General features: G+C 56.9%; 14 protein-coding genes. 4 read left to right on the plus strand and 10 right to left on the minus strand.

Annotated elements, in window-relative coordinates:
• Nucleotides 1-100: 100 nt before the first annotated feature.
• Nucleotides 101-1492 carry an aminotransferase family protein gene (locus AC2FFP_RS13370; RefSeq protein ID WP_496767314.1) on the minus strand — a complete coding sequence of 464 codons (1392 nt, stop codon included), beginning with the start codon at nt 1490-1492 and terminating at the stop codon, nt 101-103.
• Nucleotides 1493-1711: 219 nt separating this feature from the next.
• Here AC2FFP_RS13370 and AC2FFP_RS13375 point away from each other — a divergent pair, with 219 nt between their 5' ends.
• A complete protein-coding gene (locus AC2FFP_RS13375; RefSeq protein ID WP_496881146.1) occupies nt 1712-3340 on the plus strand; it encodes an acyl-CoA synthetase in 1629 nt (542 codons plus the stop codon).
• Here AC2FFP_RS13375 and AC2FFP_RS13380 read toward each other — a convergent pair.
• The 7 genes from AC2FFP_RS13380 to hmgA all read right to left on the minus strand — a co-directional run bounded on the left by AC2FFP_RS13380 (nt 3337) and on the right by hmgA (nt 9970).
• Nucleotides 3337-3678 (minus strand): DOPA 4,5-dioxygenase family protein, encoded by a 342-nt coding sequence (locus tag AC2FFP_RS13380; protein WP_496767278.1) that lies wholly within the window; start codon nt 3676-3678, stop codon nt 3337-3339. The genes AC2FFP_RS13375 and AC2FFP_RS13380 overlap by 4 nt on opposite strands.
• A gap of 87 nt (nt 3679-3765) precedes the next feature.
• The gene (gene maiA / locus AC2FFP_RS13385) at nt 3766-4404 is read right to left on the minus strand and encodes a maleylacetoacetate isomerase (protein ID WP_496767276.1); all 639 of its coding nucleotides are present in this window, start codon (nt 4402-4404) and stop codon (nt 3766-3768) included.
• Between the two features lie 19 nt (nt 4405-4423).
• Nucleotides 4424-4621, minus strand: a complete 198-nt coding sequence (locus tag AC2FFP_RS13390) for a DUF2783 domain-containing protein (RefSeq protein WP_200833234.1) — start codon at nt 4619-4621, stop codon at nt 4424-4426.
• Nucleotides 4622-4626: 5 nt separating this feature from the next.
• A complete protein-coding gene (locus AC2FFP_RS13395) occupies nt 4627-6237 on the minus strand; it encodes an FAD-dependent oxidoreductase (protein ID WP_496881147.1) in 1611 nt (536 codons plus the stop codon).
• Nucleotides 6238-6374: 137 nt separating this feature from the next.
• Nucleotides 6375-7325, minus strand: coding sequence for an MBL fold metallo-hydrolase (locus AC2FFP_RS13400; RefSeq protein WP_496727009.1), 951 nt, complete (start codon nt 7323-7325; stop codon nt 6375-6377).
• 10 nt (nt 7326-7335) lie between these two features.
• The gene (fahA, locus tag AC2FFP_RS13405; RefSeq protein ID WP_496844416.1) at nt 7336-8592 is read right to left on the minus strand and encodes a fumarylacetoacetase; all 1257 of its coding nucleotides are present in this window, start codon (nt 8590-8592) and stop codon (nt 7336-7338) included.
• A 22-nt stretch (nt 8593-8614) separates the two neighbouring features.
• Complete coding sequence (gene hmgA, locus AC2FFP_RS13410) at nt 8615-9970, minus strand: homogentisate 1,2-dioxygenase (RefSeq protein ID WP_496844417.1); 1356 nt, start codon at nt 9968-9970, stop codon at nt 8615-8617.
• 57 nt (nt 9971-10027) lie between these two features.
• Here hmgA and AC2FFP_RS13415 point away from each other — a divergent pair, with 57 nt between their 5' ends.
• Nucleotides 10028-10480, plus strand: a complete 453-nt coding sequence (locus AC2FFP_RS13415; RefSeq protein ID WP_496767264.1) for a MarR family winged helix-turn-helix transcriptional regulator — start codon at nt 10028-10030, stop codon at nt 10478-10480.
• Between the two features lie 60 nt (nt 10481-10540).
• Nucleotides 10541-11785 carry an adenylate/guanylate cyclase domain-containing protein gene (locus AC2FFP_RS13420; protein WP_496881148.1) on the plus strand — a complete coding sequence of 415 codons (1245 nt, stop codon included), beginning with the start codon at nt 10541-10543 and terminating at the stop codon, nt 11783-11785.
• 77 nt (nt 11786-11862) lie between these two features.
• Here AC2FFP_RS13420 and AC2FFP_RS13425 read toward each other — a convergent pair whose 3' ends face one another.
• Nucleotides 11863-13329 (minus strand): uracil-xanthine permease family protein, encoded by a 1467-nt coding sequence (locus tag AC2FFP_RS13425; RefSeq protein ID WP_108861328.1) that lies wholly within the window; start codon nt 13327-13329, stop codon nt 11863-11865.
• A 321-nt stretch (nt 13330-13650) separates the two neighbouring features.
• Entirely contained in the window at nt 13651-14460 is an 810-nt protein-coding gene (locus tag AC2FFP_RS13430; protein WP_496727013.1) for a division plane positioning ATPase MipZ, read from the minus strand.
• Nucleotides 14461-14677: 217 nt separating this feature from the next.
• On the opposite strand from AC2FFP_RS13430, the gene AC2FFP_RS13435 reads away from it, so the two are divergent.
• A complete protein-coding gene (locus AC2FFP_RS13435; RefSeq protein ID WP_496881149.1) occupies nt 14678-15565 on the plus strand; it encodes an AEC family transporter in 888 nt (295 codons plus the stop codon).
• Nucleotides 15566-15619: the final 54 nt, after the last annotated feature.

Raw genomic sequence — 15619 nt, forward strand, 5'->3', positions numbered from 1 at the left:
AACCCATATGCGTAAACACAAAAAACCGGCGCGGGTGGCGCGCCGGTTTAAGTTCATCTGCCGTGATTGCGTGAGTGGTGGCAGATGTATTCAGTTAGGTTCAGCCGAATACACGACCCAGTGCGCCGTCGACCGCGTCGGTGATCTGGTCGATGTCGTCTGCGGTTGCAATCAGTGCAGGCGAGAAGCACAGCGTGTTGTTGCGGCTGGGGATCGAACGGTTGGTGGCACCGATGATGACGCCCTGCGCCATACAGTCGGCAACGACCGCCTGAACCTTTTTCTCGTCCATCGGCTCTTTGGTGGCACGATCTGCGACCAGTTCAGCACCCAGGAACAGGCCCTTGCCGCGCACGTCGCCGATAACTTCGTGCTTTTCCATCAGCGCCTGCAGGTTGCCCAGCATCCGGTTGCCCATGTCGGTGCAGTTCTGCAACAGGTTCTCGTCTTCGATGATGCGCATGTTTTCGATTGCCGCAGCTGGACCGGCGGTGCAGCCACCAAAGGTCGAGATGTCGCGGAAATAGCTCATCGGGTCCGACATGTCGTCCTTGAACATGTCAAAGACTTCCTCGGTGGTGACCATCACGGCAATCGCCGCATAACCTGAGGCAACGCCTTTGGCCATGGTCACGAAGTCCGGCTTGATGCCGTACTGCTGATAACCGAACCAGGTGCCGGTACGGCCCACGCCGCAGACAACTTCGTCGATATGCAGCAAGATGTCGTACTTTTTGCAGATTTCCTGCACGCGTTCCCAATACCCTTCGGGCGCTTCGATGACGCCACCACCTGCGGTCACAGGCTCAAGACACAGGGCGCCAACGGTTTCGGGACCTTCGCGCAGGATCACTTCTTCGATCTGATCCGCGGCCCAGACGCCAAAGTTTTCTTCAGGCGCGCCGTCCAGCTCGTGCTTGCGGTATTCCATGCAGTGGGGAACGCGGACGAAATCGGGCGCGAAGGGGCCGTACTGCGCCGTACGCTCGTCCTGACCGCCTGCAGACATGGTTGCCAGCGTCGAGCCGTGATAGTCGCGGTCACGGTACAGAATCTTAGTTTTCTTGCCGCCGTAGCGCTTGTGCGCGATCTGGCGAACCATCTTGAACACCTTCTCGTTCGCCTCAGAGCCGGAGTTGGTGTAGTAGACCCGGCTCATGCCCGGCATTTTTTCAATCAGCATTTTAGCAAAGATCGAACCGGGAATAGACCCTGCGGTATTGGCGAAATAGCACAGCTTCATCAGCTGGTCATGAACCGCCTTACAAATCGATTCGCGGCCATAGCCGACGTTTACGGTCCAGACGCCGCCGGACACAGCATCAAGGTGTTCTTTGCCATTCTGGTCCCAGACGCGCATGCCTTTGCCTTCGACAATGATCTTCGGATCATTGGTTTCCAATGGCTTATGCTGCAGCAGGTGGTGCCAGATATGGGCGCGGTCGGCCTCGACCACGTGGGAGAGATCGTTTTCGTTGAACGTGCCGTCCATGACATGTCCTTTCAGAATGACTGGGGCGCGGGTTGCCAAAAATGGGCTTTCCCGGCTTTGTGTTTCGATGGCTCAGATCACCGCGAAAGCTCTGTCGGAGATAGGGCCAGATTGCACCATCCCGTAATTCCAGTCCATGGCCGCGCCGTATTTTTACGGGTTTGTCAGAGGATCAACTTTGTGCTCAATTCGCCGAAATGGACGAGGGAGGGTTAGTAAATGACACAGGCCAGCATCTACGAGCGTCATTTGGACAAGTGCCGGGCAAACTATACTCCGCTGTCACCGCTGAGTTTTATCGAGCGGACGGCGCAGATTTATCCGGATTACCCTTCGGTGGTATTCGGCGCGCGCCGCTATACATGGGCTGAAACCTATGCCCGCTGTCGTCGTTTGGCAGGCGCATTGTCGGCACGTGGAATCAGTACGGGCGACACTGTTTCTATCATCGCCGCCAACATTCCGGAAATGTATGAGGCGCATTTTGGCGTGCCGATGGCAGGTGCTGTTCTGAATGCCATCAACACTCGATTGGACGCACCGATCATTGCCTTCATACTGAACCACGCGGAATCCAAGGTCCTTCTGGTCGATCCCGAGTTCTCAGGCGTGGTCAAAGAGGCGCTGAAACAGGTGGATCACGATGTACTGATCGTCGATATCGAGGACCCGAGCTTTGACGGTGGTGAGAAGCTGGGCGGCCTGACCTATGACGCCTTGCTGGACGAGGGCGACCCTGAATTCAACTGGTCGCTTCCCAAGGATGAGTGGGACGCGATCACGCTGAACTATACCTCGGGGACAACAGGCAATCCCAAGGGCGTCGTGTACCACCACAGAGGGGCCGCGCTGAACGCGCAGTCGGACCTGCTGGACTGGAACATGCCAAAGCACTCGGTCTATTTGTGGACCCTGCCGATGTTCCACTGCAACGGCTGGTGTTTCCCCTGGGCGATGGCCGCCAATGCGGGGGTTTCCGTCTGCCTGCGGGCCGTGCGGGACGAACCGATTTATGCGGCGTTCCGGGATGAGAAAGTCACGCATTTCTGCGGCGCGCCGATCGTTCTGAACATGCTTGCCAATGCGCCTGATCACCTCAAGGATTTCGATCATGAGATCAAAGTGATGACCGCTGGCGCGCCGCCACCCGCTGCGGTGATCGAAAGCATGGAAAACATGGGCGTCGAAGTTACCCATGTCTATGGATTGACCGAGACTTATGGCCCGTCAGTGGTCTGTGCCTGGAAGGATGAATGGAACGACAAGGGGGCCGAAGACCGCGCCGCGCTGAAGGTCCGTCAGGGTGTGCGCTATACGGCTCTGTCGGGGCTGATGGTTGCGGACCCGGACACGTTGGAACCTGTGCCTGCTGATGGTGAGACGATGGGTGAGATTTTCATGCAAGGAAACGTCGTTATGAAAGGCTACCTCAAGAACGCCGAAGCCACAGATAAGGCGTTCCGGGGTGGATGGTTTGCCTCTGGCGATCTGGGGGTGATGCATCCGGACGGTTACATCGCGCTTAAGGACCGGTCGAAAGACATCATCATTTCGGGGGGTGAGAATATCTCATCCGTCGAGGTTGAGGATATCCTTTACAAGCACCCGGCGGTGATGGAGGCCGCCGTGGTTGCGCGCCCGGATGACAAATGGGGCGAAACGCCCTGTGCATTCATCGAACTTAAGCCAAACGCGCAGGCGAGTGAGGCTGATATCATCGGCTTCTGTCGGGAAAACATGGCCCATTTTAAGGCCCCCAAAACGGTGGTGTTTGGACCTTTACCCAAGACCTCGACTGGCAAGATCCAAAAGTTCAAATTGCGGGATCAGGCAAAGGCGCTGACTTAAGTGCCCACCTTGTCAAAGATCGACAGATCAAGATCCAGCATTTCACCCATCCAGATGGCCCGGTCCCGATGATCCGCCAGATGGTCGCCGGTTTCGGGGTGGGTGAAGATGGTCAGGCCCTGTCGGTTCAGCATTAGCCAAGGCATGACTTGATCGAACGCGTCCGGGTCAAAGCCCAACTGGCAGCTCCATCGCGGGTGGGGGCCTACATTTTTGGCATGCATGCGCCCCATCTGCACTGGAAACAGATCGGCGACCTCTTCACAGACCTGCTGGGCAATGGCTTGCGTATTTGCGTCGTAATAGACATGGGCGTGATAGCCGGTGATCTCTGACATTGGGGCCTCTTGCATACGTTTCGAACAAGGTACGGCGCTGCAATTGGTATTGCCACTTGCGCCGTCACACAGGCTCTGTGCGCCAGATCAAGTGGTTGCGTGGAGATTTGGGTGGGCTGCGGCAAAGGCGGGATGTTCGGCACAAGCGGCCTCGGCGTTTAAACTGCGCGGCAAGTCCGATAAATCCACGTCCCAACGGCGCGCATTGTACATTTGCGGGACCAGGCAAACATCGGCCAGTCCGGGCTTGGTCCCGGTGCAATAGGGTGCTTGTTCAAAACCCTCGAGAAGCGCCTCAAAAGCCAGTAGACCGGGGCGAATGAAATGGCGCATCCAGTCACCGGGCATACCGTCAGTACCATCACTCAGCGCGGTCGCATACTGCGCGACGGACAAGTTGCAGACCGGATGCACATCAACCGCGATGGATTGCGCCAAAGCCAGCGCATGCGCCCGGGCCGCCGGTTCCGGAGGCAACAGTCCAAGGCCGCGAGTTTGGTCAAGGTAGTCGATAATGGCCAGAGATTGCGTCAACCGCAGCCCGTCAATCTCGAGCACGGGGACCAGCCCCTGTGGATTACGCGCCAAGTGGTGGTCGGACCTTTGTTCGCCCGCTGCCAGATCAACCGACACTCCGCGATAGGTGATCCCGGCCAGATTCAGCGCGATGCGCACCCTGTAGCTGGCCGAAGACCGCCAAAAGTCATACAACACCACGCCGCTCATCATCGATCTCCTCAGTTCGTCAGGTGTCCTTCAGCGTGGCGGCTTTCAGGGCGCTAGACAATACATTTGCATTGCCGATGTGATTGGCCAGGACCAGAACCAGACGTGCATTCAGGGCGTCACTGTCGGCTTTGACCAGCCCATCATGCGCCGCCACCAAATCGGCATAGAAACCGTCGGCATTTTCAAGATTGGGGGAAAGGATCAGATCGGTCATGTCGCTCACTCCTTACCTGTTGCCCGGCGGATCGCCTGCCGGAATGCGTTTTCTTCGAACGTGTCGCGACGGGCTGCAACGTGTTGGTCAGGCCTGATCAGGTACACCGCGCCTGTGGCATCACCCAGATACCTGCGCTTCAACTCCAAAGACAGGTCATCCTTGACCGACAGGGCCAGCCGCGTCGCCTGTACACCGCCCTCTTCGATACTGTCGGGTGCATCCGCATCTATCGTCAGCAGCGTGAATTTTCCGGCCAACTTGGGCAGCAAAAATTCATCACCCAAAGGCGCGTCGGGGCAGGCGGAACCGGGGCGCGTGATCTCTGGCCCGGTCAGAGCATCCGCAGAACTCAGCGATGATCCGGAATATGCGCATGGTGTGCTCAACCGGCCGGAATTGACCAGCGGGCGCGCAAACGCGTAGTGCTCGCTGAGGTCCAAAACCGCATCCCGTAAAAGACGCGACATATCGGATTTGGGCGTGATAAATTCCGTCGATAGGGTGGACATGCGTATATTCTCATCAGCGGCTTCGACCCGTTCGCGGTTGTAGCTGTCCAGCAAAAGCTCGGGCGCGTCGCCGTCAATAACCATCTTTAGTTTCCAGCACAGGTTGTCTGTGTCCTGCAGGCCAGAGTTGGCCCCGCGCGCGCCAAAGGGGCTGACCTGATGAGCGCTGTCGCCAGCAAACAAAACGCGACCATGACGGAACCGCTCCATCCGTCGGCATTTGAACGTGTAGATCGAGACCCATTCAAGTTCGAAATTGATCTCTTCGCCCAGCATCGCCTTTAGGCGAGGGATCACGTTTTCAGGTTGTTTTTCCTTCTCGGGATCGATGTCCCTTCCTAGTTGCAGGTCGATCCGCCACACGTTGTCGGGTTGTTTGTGCAGCAGGGCAGATTGTCCGCGATTGAACGGCGGATCGAACCAGAACCAGCGTTCGGTCGGGAAGTCCGCCTGCATCACCACGTCCGCAATCAGAAAGTTGTCTTCGAATACACGGCCTTCGAAATCCAGGCCGAGCATGCGGCGGGTAGGCGAGTTTGCACCGTCACAGGCAATCAGCCAATCCGCCTCAACGTTATAGGGGCCTTCGGGCGTTTCGACTTCAAGCTTGACGTGATCGTTGTGGGTGCCGACGGCTTCGACCTTGTTCTGGCCGCGAATTTCAATCGGCGCGCCCTTGGCCTGCAATTCCCGTATCCGTTCAACTAGCGCTTTTTCAAAATAGTATTGTTGCAGGTTGATGAAGGCCGGATGCGCATAGCCGGCGTCGGGTTGCAGGTGAAACTCATAGACCTGGCGGTTGTCAAAAAAGACTTTGCCGGCATCCCACAGTACGCCTTTATCGACCAACTTACCCCCGGCGCCCAGACGGTCGGCGATTTCCAGAGACCGCTGTGAAAAGCAGATCGCGCGGCTGCCAAAACTAACCTTGTCATTGTCGTCCAGCACGACGACAGGGACCCCTTTCTGGGCCAGATCAATGGCTGCGGCCAACCCAACCGGGCCGGCACCAATCACGATAACCTTGTGTCGTACCGAGCTTGCCGTGTCCTGATCCGGGCTGCGTTGATAGGCATAGAGTGGAACTTCGAAAATCTTGTTCATGGGCTCTCCCCCGATACTCAGGCGCCGTGGGCGCACTAAATCCCGCCCTCTGGCACGTGTGCGCCAGAAGGCCTTGCCCTATGATTCCACCTATTTCCCCTGTGCAAAACGATCTGGATCAAGTTTGCTCGTCTTCTTCAGCCCTGCAGGGCCTCCCACATCTCCAAGTCGCGCTGGGCGGTCCAGATACGGGGCGTGTCAATGCCGCGGGCTTCGTCATAGGCGCGGGCGACATTGAAAGGCAGGCAATGTTCGTAGATCGCGTAATCGGCGAATTTCGGATCGCACTCTGCGCGCACTGCATCCCATGCCTCTTTCAGAGATCCTCCGCGTGCCGCCACTTTCGCAGCCGGGCGGTAGGTGCTATCGACAAAGTCACGGGTGTTTTCGATCGCTGCATTGACCATGTCCTTGCCGACCAGGGCGTTTCCGCGACCAGGTGCGATGGCATCGACGTCGAACCACTTGATTTCATCCAGCGTATCACCCCAATCGCCGAAATGCCCGTCACCGCAATAACAGGCGGAGTGGTATTCGACGATGTCACCGGTGAACATGACATTCTGGTCGGGTACGTGAATGACGATATCACCTGCGGTGTGGGCGCGGCCCAAATGCATAAGATCGACCCGACGATTACCCAGATAAACCGTCATCGTGTCACTGAATGTGGTGGTGGGCCAGGTCAGGCCGGGGATGCTTTCATGGCCTTCAAACAGGCGGGGGAAACGCTGAAACTCGCTGTCCCAGTCCTCTTGCCCGCGTTCAACGACCATGGCGCGCGCCATGTCCGACATCAGGACCTGCTGCGCACCAAACGCACTGGCACCCAGTACGCGAACCGCGTGGTAGTGGGTCAGCGCAACGTGGGTGATCGGTTTGTCGGTGACGGACCGCACACATTCGATCACCTTGTTGGCCAGGCGCGGAGTCGCCTGCGCTTCGACGATCATGACGCTATCATCGCCGATGATGACGCCGGAATTTGGATCGCCTTCTGCGGTGAAGGCATAAAGGCCCTCGCCGACCTCGGTGAAAGAGATCTTCTTATCCGACATATCCCCCTGGGACGCGAATGCCTTAGCCATGATAAGCTCCTTATCGGGTGTACGGGTTTTTTAGGGCGGGCAGCACGGTCCCGACACAGTCGCCAAACCCGATGGTGTAACCTTTGCCCTTGGCAGCACCTGTCAGGGTCAGTGTGTCACCGTCCTCGATAAAAGTGCGGGTTTCACCGGTATCCAGCGTCAGCGGTTCCTTTCCGCCCCAGCTGAGTTCCAACAGCGAGCCCCGCTCTGGTTTTGTTGGACCGGAAATCGTGCCAGACCCAAGCAGATCGCCCGTGTTCATTGGGCAGCCTGAGGTCGAATGGTGTGCCAGTTGTTGGGCGGCCGAGTAGTACATTTCGTTGTAATTTGTTCGGGCAATGACTGTGGCGCCCCTGCCGTCGGGCTCCATCGTGACCTCAAGATCAATGTCATACAGCATCGGACCGCAGTCTTTGATATGATCCAATAACTCGAATTCACGCGCAGGCGTGTCGCAGCGGAAGGGTTCCAGCGCCGCCTTTGTCACAATCCACGGGCTGATCGAAGTGGCTGTGGCTTTGGCTTGAAACGGCCCCAAGGGTTGATATTCCCAGGCCTGAATATCGCGTGCGGACCAATCGTTAAGCAGAACATAGCCAAAGATGTTGTCGTCGGCCTCCTGAACCGAGATGGGTCCGTCCGAGGGTGTACCGACAATCGCGCCCATCTCAAGCTCGATGTCAAAACGGCGGCTAGGCAGAAAAGCGGGCATGTCATGATCGGGCGACTTGAGCTGGCCCCAGGGCCGACGGATATCGGTACCCGATACGACAACGGATGAAGCCCGGCCGTTATACCCGATGGGGATATGCAACCAGTTCGGCGGCAGGGCATTTTCCGGTCCGCGGAACATGGTGCCAACGTTTTGCGCGTGGTGACGTCCGGCATAGAAATCGGTGTATTCGCTGACGGCGAAAGGCATGTGCATTTCGGCGTCGATCTGAGCAATAAGTAACGGTTCAACCTGCGCCTGTTCCTCTGCGCCTTCGTCCAACAATGCGGTCAGGCGGTTGCGCAATGCAGCCCAGACGGCAGGACCTTCCTCCATCAGCGGGTTCCAGAAAGGCAGATCGAAGAGCGGCTCGTCGGCCATTTCGATCAGGCCCCCGGCCTCGGCTGCGGTGACGTCCAGAATCATGTCACCAATCGCGACGCCACAGCGCGGATCGCCGCCTTCGGTCGAGAAAACGCCGTATGGCAGGTTGTTCAGGGGAAACGGGTGATCGGCGTCGTTGGCCGAGGCCACCCAGGATTTCATCAATGGCATTTATTCAAACCTCTTTTGGGTGTCACTTTTTGCCCGGTGTGCCGTCGAACTTTTTCTCAAGCGACGTCCAGCAGTCGATGTAGTCATCCTGCAACGGGGCTTCGTTGGCTGCAAATGGTGTCAGATGCTGCGGGAAACGGGTTTCGAACATGAAGGACATCGTGTTGTCCAGCTTGTCTGGCCCGAGGTTCGCGTTTGATGCTTTTTCAAACGCTTCCCGATCCGGCCCATGCGGCAGCATCATGTTGTGCAAACTCATGCCGCCCGGAACAAACCCCTGCGGTTTGGCGTCGTACTGGCCGTAAATGTTGCCCATCAACTCAGACATGATGTTCTTATGATACCAGGGCGGGCGGAAAGTATCCTCGGCCACCATCCAGCGTTCGCGGAACAGGACAAAGTCGATATTGGCCGTGCCCGGTTGCCCAGAGGGCGCTGTCAGGACGGTAAAGATCGACGGATCGGGATGGTCGAATAGAATTGCACCGACCGGACAGTAGGTGCGCAGGTCATATTTGTAGGGCGCGTAGTTCCCGTGCCACGCCACCACGTCCAGCGGGCTTTGGCCGATCTTTGTGGTATGGAACTGCCCGCACCATTTGACCGTCACGGTCGAAGGCACCTCGCGGTCTTCAAACGCCGCCACCGGAGCCTTGAAATCGCGTGGATTGGCCATGCAATTGGCCCCAATTGGACCGCGGCCGGGCAATTCGAACTTCTGGCCGTAGTTCTCGCAGACAAACCCGCGCGCTGGGCCTTCCAGCACCTCGACACGGTACACGAGGCCACGGGGGAGAATGGCGATTTCCTTGGGTTCCAGATCAATGATCCCGAGTTCAGTCGCGAACCGCAGGCGACCTTCCTGTGGCACCACCAACATTTCGGAATCGGCTGAGAAGAAATAGTCATCCACCATGGATTCCGTGACCAGATAAATGTGGCTGGCCATGCCAACCTGCGTGTTCACGTCCCCCGCCGTGGTCATCGAGCGCATGCCGGTCAGCCATGTCAGGCCTTCATCGGAATGAGGCACTGCGTCCCAGCGATATTGGCCAAGGCTGATCACGTCCGGGTCAACGCAGGGCGCGGATTTCCAATGTGGTAGTTCGATTTTTTCATAACGGTGCGAATGCTTGACCGACGGGCGAATGCGATAGCACCACGTGCGTTCGGGCGGATTGGCTGTAAAAGCCGTGCCGCTAAGCTGTTCACCATAAAGACCGTAGTTGCAACGCTGCGGGCTGTTCATACCCTGCGGCAATGCGCCGGGCAGGGCTTCCGTCTCAAAATCATTTCCAAAGCCGGGCATATAGCCTGCTTGCGTGCCAACGGGCGTGCTGGCTTGCGTCATTTTGTGCGGATCCGTCGGATGGTTCATCCTGTGTTCCTCCAATTGCTGCTTGTCGAGTAATAGTTGATTTTGTAACTAACAAGCATGACTCAGGACAAATCTGCCAAAAAAGATGACTTTGATCTGCAGGAATTCCTGCCGTACCTGCTGAACCGTGCAGCCGAAGAAAGTTCGCTAGAGTTTCAGCAGGTCTATAAGGACCGTTACGGAATGCTTCGCACCGAATGGCGCGTCTTGTTTCATCTGGGAAATTACGGCGAGATGACTGCAAAAGAAATAGGTGAGCGTGCCAAAATTCACAAAACCAAGGTCAGCCGTGCAGTTTCGAAACTGGAACAGCGCCGATACTTAGCCCGTAAACGCGACACATCCGACCGCCGGGTTGAACAATTAACGCTGACATCCGCAGGTCAGTCGGTTTACAGGGATTTGCGCTTGGTGGCCGAGGCCTATGATACAAAGCTTGCTGGCCTGTTTTCCCGGAACGAAGCAGAACTGTTGCGCAAAATGCTTCGGCGTTTGGCGCATATGGATTGACCACTGGTAATTCACCGCCTCAATTCCCAGATGAAGCCCAGAACAAAAATGGGACAAAACATGGCGACCTTGGATGCCGATACGGCAAAATCAAGCGATCTGATCAACTGGCTGGTGGCGCGCGGGCTTGAGGGTGTCGAAAAAGAAGAACTGCTGGAAGAGTACTGCAATCGCCTGGTGGAACTGGGCGTTCCGCTGATGCGATTTCATGCGGCCCAGTCGACCCTGCACCCGATTTATGGCGGAACCGGCTATAGCTGGTATTACGGCAAGGGAGGGGAATATCAAAAGTTCGAATACTCTGAACAGCCCAGCGATCAATGGCGTGCTAGCCCTCTGTTTGCTGTTCTGAACGAAGGCGAAAGCGTCGTGCACGAACGGTTGGTGGATCAGAACGAACCCAGCCGATTTCCCTTGCTGAATGAACTGCGCGAACATGGCGCCACTGAATATTACGCGACGGGTGTGTCCTTTGACATTCCGACTCATAATCAGCCGAAGGACGCCAAAAAGGCGGTGAACGGTGTATTGTTGTCCTGGACGTCAAACGCGCCCGAGGGGTTCAAGGACAGCGATCTGGCGTTGATCAATACAGCGCTGCCGCATCTCGGGTTGGCTTTGAAATCGGCAAACAACCAGCGGATATCAAAGGACCTGATGCGCGTCTATTTGGGCCGTGATGCCGGTCGGCGCGTTTTATCCGGCGAAATCAGGCGCGGGTCGCTTCAGCAGATCGATGCAGTAATCTGGAATTTTGACCTTGAGGGGTTCACCAGCCTGTCCGAAGAGCTGCCGGGCGATGCCCTTATTGAGATGCTAAACGAGTATCTGGCCGCTGCTATCGACGTGGTCCACAAATGCGACGGAAGCATCCTCAAGTTCATGGGCGACGGGTTGATGGCCATGTTCGATGTAGGCGAGATTGATGCGGATGCGCGTGCGGCATTGGCGGCCGTCGCCGAATTGGAGGCATCGATGGCGAAACTGAACGCACAACGTTCTGCCGATGGCCTACCTGTGTCGAACTATACGCTGGCCCTGCACGCGGGTGAGATTCTGTACGGCAATATCGGCTCTGAGAACCGCCTCGACTTCACCGTCATCGGCCCGACCGTCAACCAGACCGCGCGGATTGCCGGAATGCACAGGTCGCTGGGTCAACGGATCCTGATCTCGGATGACGTGGCAAAGGCGGCGCGACCTGCCGCGTCAGAGCTGGTCTCTGTCGGTCGTTACATGCTGCGTGGAGTGCCGGAACCGAAGGAACTGTTTACGGTTTACAAGGCGAATGACGCACGGGATTAAGTTTGCTTTTCGTTGCCGAAATTTGTTACGGCTTGGGCCTATCCAATTGTGAACAGGCTCAGGCAATGGTTTCTGGCTCAGACGTGATCGTCCTTAACCAACGCGCCGCGCCCGTGGCCGGCCATACCCCCAGAGACTTCTTCTGTCGCCTCATCAGCGAGTGTCTCTGGCAGGATCAGGTTAAGCACAATAGCGATGAACGCAGCTGGAAGGATGCCTGACGCGCCCAGGACCCGCAGGGTGTCGGGCAGGTGCTGTAGCGCATTTGCCGATCCGGGCGCCACGTTCATGACTTCGAGTTGAAGCCCCAGACCAATCGAAAGCGAAACCGCAAAAATCACCATGTTGCGACGGTTCCACACAACATCCGACAACATGGATACGCCTGCGGCGACAACCATGCCGAACATGACTATGACGCCGCCGCCCAGCACTTCGATCGGAACCGTTCGGATCAACCCGCCGACCTTCGGCACCAGACCGCACACAATCAGGAAAATGGCACCAATGGTGACCACGTGGCGGCTCATGACGCCGGTCATAGCGATCAGACCGACATTCTGGCTGAACGAGGTGTTCGGGAAGCCGCCAAAGACACCCGCAATGGCAGAGCCGAAACCGTCCGCGTATGTGGCCCCCTGAATCTCTTTGTCGGTCGCCTCGCGACCGGCGCCACCTTTGGTGATTCCCGAGACATCTCCGACCGTCTCAACCGCAGAGACAAAGGCCATGAGGCAGAAACCGATTACTGCGGCGAACGAGAACTCGAAACCGTATTTGAAAGGCTGCGGCAGTGCGAAAGCCGCAGAGCGTTCCCACGAGCCGGAGATCACTTCGACGGGCAGCTTCCCAACCAGTAGGCAATAAACATAGCCCACCAAAATACCGACCAGGACAGCCGAAACGGAAAGCATGCCACGCGCGAAGAACTTTAGCCCCAGCGTGACAAACACAACGATCAGCGCAGGTGTCCAGCTGGACAATGAACCATAACTTTCCGCACCCGATGCTTTGGCTGGTACGCCTCCGGCCGCGTATTCGATGCCGACCTTTACCAGTGCAAGACCGATCATCGTCACAACCAATCCGGTGACCAGAGGCGGTAATGCAAAGCGTATCCTGCCGATTACCGTGCCCAACAGGGCATGAAACAAGCCACCGATAATCACGCCCCCAAACAGGGCGGCAAGACCGTCCACGCCTTTTCCGGCAACCAGAGGGATCATGATCGGAATGAAGGCGAATGATGTGCCCTGTACGATCGGAAGCGCCGCGCCAACCGGGCCAAGCGTTACCGTTTGCAACAGCGTGGCAACACCGGCGAAAAGCATCGACATCTGGATCAGGTACAGCAATTCGGGAAAATCCGGGCTGTTTGAGCCAAAGCCAAAGCCCGCCGCGCCAGCGACGATAATCGCCGGAGTAACGTTTGACACGAACATTGCAAGCACGTGCTGAATCCCCAACGGCACGGCCCGGTATATGGCTGGAAAGTAATTTGGATCGCGGAGTTGCTCCGGCGTCCCAATGGATGAATCGGTCATGGCTGTCCTCCCGTAAACGCGCGCTTTGGCGTCCTGTCCTTTGATAGCCTGGTGTGGAATTCACATCCTGATCCATTCAAAGTTGTCTATTATTAGAGCAAGCAGATAGCTGGGATTATCAAAAATACCAAAAAGGTGTTTTGGATGGTTGTATTTTTGGTAAAGAAACCAATGGCGGTCCAGAGTCAGCCCTAACTCGACGCTGAAGCGTCAGGCTGCCGGTATTGTCAAAACTCATTGCCCAAAAGGGCAGGGGCGCACCCGATCTACGATTTTAGCGAGGTATAGTAGCGCTGGGACTGGAACGCCCGAACGTGGCAGTTAGAAGTCGATCTCTACGCCCGGCAGGTTAAGCTCTTTCATCATGTCGCGCAGCTCTTGCCGTGCAGCGATGTTCGAAATGTTCAGCTGTTTGACCCCGATATCCTTGAGGTCCAGCAAGGTCAGGCCGCGTGGGAAAAGCTCGCGGAAGATAACCCGCTCGGAGAAACCCGAGGCGACGCGGAAGCCGATGCGCTGGGACAGCATCTCAATCGCGCGCTGCATCTTTTCCTTGTTGACCATGCGCTGGGTGCCGACGCGGTTGCGCACGACCACCCAGTCGATGGGTTTTAGTCCCGCCTGCGCGCGCAACTGACGCGCGTTCCACACCATTTCCGAATAGACCGACGGGCCTAGGATCTTTTCGCCCTTCGAGTCGATCCGTGCAAGCAAGTCAAAGTCGATAAAGCTGTCATTCAGTGGCGTGATCAGCGTATCGGCCAGCGAATGTGCCACCTGGCTTAGGCGTGTGTGCGATCCGGGGCAGTCGATCAGGATGAAATCGCTGTCGCTTTCCAGCTCGGACACGGCAGCTGACAAGCGGTGGTCATAGATGTTTTCGCCGGGTTTCAGCTTGGCGGCATCAATCTCGGGCAGATCGTGGTGGCGAGGGCTAGGCAAAGTGACCTCGGACCCGTTCAGGAAATTACCGCGGTTCTCAAAGTACCGGCCAAGGCTGCGCTGCCGAAGATCAAGGTCCAGTGTGCTGACCTTGTGACCCAATCGCGCTAGTGCGGTCGCTACATGCATCGACACGGTCGATTTGCCTGCGCCGCCCTTCTCGTTCCCCACTACGATAATATGTGCCATGCTTGTATTCCCACGTCCCGCCGTGCTTAACCACACGTTGTTGCGACCCACTATATGTTGTGGAGGCCGGGAATGGAAGAACCCCAAGCGCCATCGAAGGGCAATATCAGGCTCTAATTTGGAAAACTCAACCGGGTGTGTTGGTTAGGACGCGTGCTTGTCAAAGCGGATGGGGTGTTTCACAGTTCAAATCAGGGTTTGGCGATAGGGGAACCGGTTGGACCATCTGTTTTTGAACGTTCTGAACGTGGTTCTGCCGGTGCTGATCTGTGCCGGGATCGGCTATGCCCTTGCTGTGATCAAGGCGCCGTTCGACAACAAAGTCATCGGTGGGATCGTCTCACGCGTTGGGTACCCGACGCTGATCATCTCGCATCTGTCCACGACCCAAGTTGCGGTTGGCACCTTTCTGGACGTCATGACGGCCGCAGCGCTGGCCATTGCGGGGTTCGGAGTGTTGGGATTTCTGGCACTAAAAGCCATGCGTCTGCCGGTTCGGGCCTTTTTGACGCCGCTGATGCATGGGAACGTGGGCAATGTCGGGCTGCCTATCGCGTTGCTTGCGTTGGGTGATGCGGGAATGGCCTATACGATGGGTTTTGTCGTAGTCGTGCTGATCAGCATTTTCACCATCGGCATGTGGATCCCGGCGGGTGAGTTTTCGCCCAGAAAGCTCGTCACGTCCCCGATCATTTATGCAGTGATCCTATCACTGATCCTTATGGCGAGCGGATCAAGCTTGCCTCAGCCGCTGGCAAAATCCTTCGACATTCTCGGTGGGCTGTCGATCCCGCTGATGCTGCTGACATTGGGCCATACGCTGGCGACGTTGCGGATCAAAAGTCTGGGCCGGGCGGTGCTGTTGACCGTTCTGCATCTGGTCATGGCGATTGCAATCGCCAGCACTTTGGTATGGGCGTTCGGTTTCACCGGAGCTGAGCGTGGCGCGGTGATTCTGTGTTGCCTGATGCCATCCTCGGTTGCGACTTACCTTTTCATTGACCAGCACGTTCCGGAATACGGGCCGGATGTTGCTGGTTTCATTCTTGTGTCGACGCTGGCCACGATCATCGTCCTGCCGGTGGCTCTGTCCTACTGGATCTAAAGCCGACCCTTTGCGCAGCGACAAAAATCGTTAAACTGCTCATTAATTGCATTT

Source organism: Ruegeria sp. YTSC004 (assembly GCF_059609805.1).

Coding starts and splice junctions, on each gene's coding strand:
- AC2FFP_RS13375 (WP_496881146.1), top strand. CDS start 1,712: ATGACACAGGCCAGCATCTACGAGCGTCATTTGGACAAGTGCCGGGCA.
- AC2FFP_RS13415 (WP_496767264.1), top strand. CDS start 10,028: ATGACTCAGGACAAATCTGCCAAAAAAGATGACTTTGATCTGCAGGAA.
- AC2FFP_RS13430 (WP_496727013.1), bottom strand. CDS start 14,460: ATGGCACATATTATCGTAGTGGGGAACGAGAAGGGCGGCGCAGGCAAA.
- AC2FFP_RS13370 (WP_496767314.1), bottom strand. CDS start 1,492: ATGGACGGCACGTTCAACGAAAACGATCTCTCCCACGTGGTCGAGGCC.
- AC2FFP_RS13380 (WP_496767278.1), bottom strand. CDS start 3,678: ATGTCAGAGATCACCGGCTATCACGCCCATGTCTATTACGACGCAAAT.
- fahA (WP_496844416.1), bottom strand. CDS start 8,592: ATGCCATTGATGAAATCCTGGGTGGCCTCGGCCAACGACGCCGATCAC.
- AC2FFP_RS13390 (WP_200833234.1), bottom strand. CDS start 4,621: ATGACCGATCTGATCCTTTCCCCCAATCTTGAAAATGCCGACGGTTTC.
- hmgA (WP_496844417.1), bottom strand. CDS start 9,970: ATGAACCATCCGACGGATCCGCACAAAATGACGCAAGCCAGCACGCCC.
- AC2FFP_RS13400 (WP_496727009.1), bottom strand. CDS start 7,325: ATGGCTAAGGCATTCGCGTCCCAGGGGGATATGTCGGATAAGAAGATC.
- AC2FFP_RS13425 (WP_108861328.1), bottom strand. CDS start 13,329: ATGACCGATTCATCCATTGGGACGCCGGAGCAACTCCGCGATCCAAAT.
- AC2FFP_RS13420 (WP_496881148.1), top strand. CDS start 10,541: ATGGCGACCTTGGATGCCGATACGGCAAAATCAAGCGATCTGATCAAC.
- AC2FFP_RS13395 (WP_496881147.1), bottom strand. CDS start 6,237: ATGAACAAGATTTTCGAAGTTCCACTCTATGCCTATCAACGCAGCCCG.
- maiA (WP_496767276.1), bottom strand. CDS start 4,404: ATGAGCGGCGTGGTGTTGTATGACTTTTGGCGGTCTTCGGCCAGCTAC.